General features: G+C 68.4%; 2 protein-coding genes. Both read left to right on the forward strand.

Annotation, left to right across the window (positions count from 1 at the left end):
* Positions 1-122: 122 nt before the first annotated feature.
* On the forward strand, positions 123-2,693 hold the full coding sequence (locus W823_RS51900) for a hypothetical protein (RefSeq protein ID WP_023961868.1): 2,571 nt from the start codon (positions 123-125) through the stop codon (positions 2,691-2,693).
* Positions 2,690-4,901, forward strand: a 2,212-nt coding sequence (gene murJ / locus W823_RS51905; protein ID WP_369792664.1) for a murein biosynthesis integral membrane protein MurJ, incomplete at its 3' end; no start/stop codon positions are given. The genes W823_RS51900 and murJ, both read left to right, overlap by 4 nt.

Consider the following 4,901-nt stretch of genomic DNA (forward strand, 5'->3'; position numbering starts at 1 on the left):
CGCCGGGGTCGTCGCGGCGGCGGTGGCGGCACCGAGACCACATCCGAGAACCGCGGGGCCGGCAACAGCGGGGGACCGGCCGCCCATGCACCACCGCCGGAATCCGGCCCGCACGTCGCGACGTGAACGGCCGATCGATGCGTGCGCTGACGATCCTGGTCAGCGTTCTCGCCCTGGTGTTCGGACCCCTCGCGGTGTCGGCGGTGGCCACACCCGCCGACGACACCTCGCAGACCGATGACACCTCGCAGACCGGGGAGTTCCTGCGGATCTCGCTCGAGTCGATCGATCCCTCCACAGTCACCACCTCCAGCCCCGGCGTCGTCACCGCCGGCGGGACGCTGACCAACGTCGGGGACCGGCCGGTCCGCAACATCGCCATGCGCCTGCAGCGCGGGGCCGCCATCACCACCAGTGCCGGCCTCGGCGACTCCCTGTCCGCCGACGCGAACAGTTTCGAGACCGTCGGCGACTTCACCGACGTCAGTCAGCAGCTCGGACCCGGGCGGTCGATTCCCTTCTCGCTACGAATTGATCTGTCCGTCAATGCTTCTGGTGCGCCCAGCTTCCAGATCGACAAGCCGGGGATCTATCCGGTGCTGGTCAACGTCAACGGCACCCCCGACTTCGGCAACCCGGCACGGCTCGACGACGCGCGAGTACTCCTGCCCGTGGTCGGCCTGCCGCCGAACCCTCTGCGCGCTCAGTCCCAGGCCGACGACAACGCCTCGGGTGACCCTGTCGCCGCGCCCATCGGAGCCGACGGTTCGGTGGCCCCGGACATCTCACAACCGGTCGGCATGACCATGCTCTGGCCGATCGCCGCACCGGCCTCGCTCGCGCCCGGCGTCACCGGGGGAGGCGACGAGACAGTCCGGTTGATGGACAACGGTCTCGAGCAGTCACTGGCCGCCGGCGGACGTCTCGATCGACTCGTGGCGACCATGGAGCAGACCCGGACGCGAGATCTGGAGTCGCCGCTGGCGCGCAGCCTGTGTCTGGCGGTGGACCCCGATCTGCTGATCAGCGTGCAGGCGATGACCAGTAGTTATCTGGTCACCACCGACCCGGCCGATCCGACCGGTCCAGCTCGGGAGGGCACCGGATCCGAGGTCGCGGCGGCCTGGCTCGCTCGGCTGCAGGCCCTGGCCACCGGTATGTGCGTGGTGGCCACCTCGTTCGCCCACGTCGACACCACCGCGCTGACCCAGGTCGCCGATTCCGACCTGTCCGACACCGCATTACGAGCACCCGCCGACATCGTCGACCGCATCCTCAACGTGAAGAGTGTGCGTGGCCTGGCGATTCCGGCCTCCGGGGTCCTGGACACCGCAGGCGCCGGACTGATCCGCGACAAGGGCGCGGTGGGCACCGTCGTCGCGGCGTCGAGCGTCAGAAACCTCACCCCCACCTCGACGAACGGCGAATACCCCCTGGGCGAGGACCTCGCCGTCCAGACCTATGACCCGGCGGTGGCAAGCGGCCTGTCGGCACTCGGCCCGGGTCCGCGGTCGGCCCAGGTCACCCCGACAGCCCAGCGGGCAGGCTGGCTGGCCGGCACCGAACAGGTCCGCCGCCAGAACGCGGTCGCGGCGATGATGTTCTCTGCGCTCGCACCCTCCACGCTCGCCGACGACTCCCGGACGGCCGAGACGGGCACGCAATCGTCGGACGCGCAGGCCGTGGCCGACCCGATCGCCGAACGCATCGGGCGCGGCGCGGTGCTGATGCCCCCACCCACGTGGTCTGCGTCCGAGGACGACACCCGTGCGGTGTTGTCGGCCATGTCTCTGCTGCTCGGTTCAGACCTCGCGATTCCCCGGCCGCTGGCCGGGATCGCCACCGATCTCACCGCCACCTCGGGTGCACCCGCGGGTGCAGAGCTGGTGGCCCCACCCGGGACCGCCATCACCGGTCCCGATCCCCGGGTCATCGCCTCGGTACGCGCCGACCTGCAGCAGACGCGCGACCTGCAGGACTCGATGACGCGCCGCGCGGACGTGCCGATCACCCCGGGTGCCTACCTGGCGCCGCTGCGTGAGGACATGCTGCGGGCGATGGCGTCCGTGGCGCCGCAGGATGAGCAGGCTGCGGCGCGGTCGGCGTCGATGCGCACATCTGCGGTCGCGACCACGCTGATGAACATCCGCAACGGTGTGGGCATCCTCGACCCAGGTGGGCGGTTCACCCTGGCCTCCGAACGCAGCCCGTTGCTCCTGGTGATCCGCAACGATCTGCCCGTGGCGATGCGAACTCGATTGAACGTGTCGGCACCGAGCGGCATGACCGTCGGAGACATGGGTGTGTTGGAGATCCCGCCCAGGGGCACCCGTCAGATCCAGGTCCCGACTCGTGCCGACCGCTCCCGTTCGATCACGGTGGAGATCGGTCTGGTGACCACAGGCGGCGTCCCGTTGGGCGACTCGATCAACCTGTCAGTACATTCCAATGCATATGGTAAACCGCTCTTCATCATCACAATCTGCGCCGGCGCACTCCTGGTGTTCTTGTCGGGCAGACGGTTGTGGCATCGATTCCGTGGGGAACCCGATCCAGCCGACCTCGACCGGCCCGAACCCGACGAACGCGATCGTCTGATGGCGGACAGCCGCGCGTTGCACAGTCCACCCGAGCGCGAGCACCACCTCGGCCGACATCACCCTGATCACGACAACGGCGGTGACAGGCCATGACCAACGGTGGAATGCAGCCGCCACCTCCGCGCCGAAGGCCCCCGCCCCGGTCTGTGGGGGTCCCGCCCGGTGCACCACGCGACCCCGCACCCGGACCACGCCCGACAGCCGGTGAGCTGGCCTCGGCTGCGTCCGGCAAGATGACGACGTCCACGGCGATCGACCCCGGTGCCCGCGTCCGCGAACAGCCGTCCGACGACAGCGTCCTGCGCACCAGCGGATCCATTGCGCTGGCCACCCTGGTCTCACGCATCACCGGATTCGTACGCACGGTCCTGGTGCTGGCCCTGCTCGGCGCCGCGGTCGCTTCGTCGTTCCAGGCCGCCTATGTACTGCCCAACATGGTCGCCGAGGTGGTCCTCGGTGCCGTCCTCACAGCCATCGTGATCCCGGTCCTGGTACGCGCCGAATCCGAAGACGCGGACGGGGGAGTGGGATTCATCAACCGCATCTTCACCCTCGCGGTGACCGTGCTGGGGGTGGCCACCCTCGCGGCCCTGATCGCTGCGCCCGCGCTCACGATGCTCAACCTCGGTGACGGCAAGGTCAACCGCGACCTCGCCACCGCACTCGCGTTCCTGCTGATGCCCGCCGTGCTGTTCTACGGGTTGTCGGCGCTGTTCATCGCCATCCTGAACATGAAGGGTTTCTTCAAGCCCGGCGCCTGGGCACCCGTGCTCAACAACGTCGTACAGATAGTGACCCTGATCGCCTATGCGGTCGCCCCGGGTGACATCTCGCTGAACCCCGTCAGCATCAGCGACACCAAGCTCCTGATCCTGGGCGTCGGCACCACCCTCGGCGTGATCGCCCAGACCGCGGTCCTGCTCCCCGCCATCCGGCGCAGCGGGGTGAAGCTGAAACTGCAGTGGGGTCTGGACGATAGATTGCGCAAGTTCGGCAACATGGCGCTTGCGATCGTTCTGTACGTCGCAGTCCTGCAAGTCGGTCTGATCGTCACCTATCGCATCGCCTCGAGCGCAACCGAAGCCGGCGTCAGCGTCTACGCGACACACTGGCAGCTCCTCCAGTTGCCCTACGGCGTCCTCGGCGTGACCATCCTGACCGCGATCATGCCCCGCCTCTCCCGTAATGCCGCCGCCGACGACACCCACTCGGTGGTCGACGATCTCTCACTGGCCACCCGGTTGACGATGGTCTCGCTGGTGCCGGTCATCGCGTTCATGACGTTCTTCGGGCCGGCCATCGGTGTCGCCGTGTTCAACTTCGGCAAGTTCGACGCCGACACCGCCTCACAGCTCGGCAGCGTGCTCTCGTGGGGCGCGTTCACGATGATCCCGTACGCGATGACACTGGTGCAGCTCCGCGTGTTCTACGCCCGCGAGGACGCCTGGACCCCGACGTACATGGTCATCGGGATCACCGCGGTGAAGGTGGCGGCGTCCTATCTCGGCCCGGTCCTGTTCGACGACCCCGACGCGATCATCCGGTGGCTGGCCCTGTCCAACGGTCTCGGCTACCTCGTCGGTGCGGTGGTCGGTCACTATCTGCTGCGCAGCAGGCTCGGTGGCGCCCGCATGACCAACGTCGGCCGCACGGTCATCTGGACCATCGTGGTGTCGGTGGCGTGCAGCGCCCTGGTGTGGGCGCTGGCCGAGGTGTCCGGACTGCACCGGCTCAGCACCGACCACGGCAAGATCGGCTCCCTCGCCTATCTCTTGCTCGTCGCGGTCGTCTCTATCGGCCTCACCTACACGGTCCTGACCCTGCTGCGTGTTCCCGACGTGCTTGCAGTGGTGGTCGCAGTCCGCCGGGTCATCGGCCGGTTCATCCCCGCTGTCGCCCCGGCCCCCGAACCCGCCACCGACGGTGCTGCCACCATGACCGTTCAATTCCCGCGGATCTCTGGGGACGAATCGGTTCCGTATTCTGGTCAGGTCGAGGTCATTCAGCGCTTCGACCGGGGAACATCGAGTTGGCAGGCGTATTCGGTCACCAGTGGCGGTGCCGCCGGAATGGGCGTCCGCCAACCCCAAGATCTTCGCTATCGGAGGAGAGGAGCAGGTGCCTTGAACAAACCAGAGCCCGACAGCAAACCGGCCGGGCCGCCCACGCCTGCTGCCGGTTCCACCGCCGTCTCGCCAGAAGACGGTCCCGCCACCAGGGCGATGCCCAGTCAGGCAGGCGCCCGCCAGCCCGCTCGCGAGCAACCGCCCGGCGACCGACCAGCGTCAGGTCCCCCCGGAC

The organism is Williamsia sp. D3 (assembly GCF_000506245.1).
GTDB lineage: Bacteria > Actinomycetota > Actinomycetes > Mycobacteriales > Mycobacteriaceae > Williamsia > Williamsia muralis.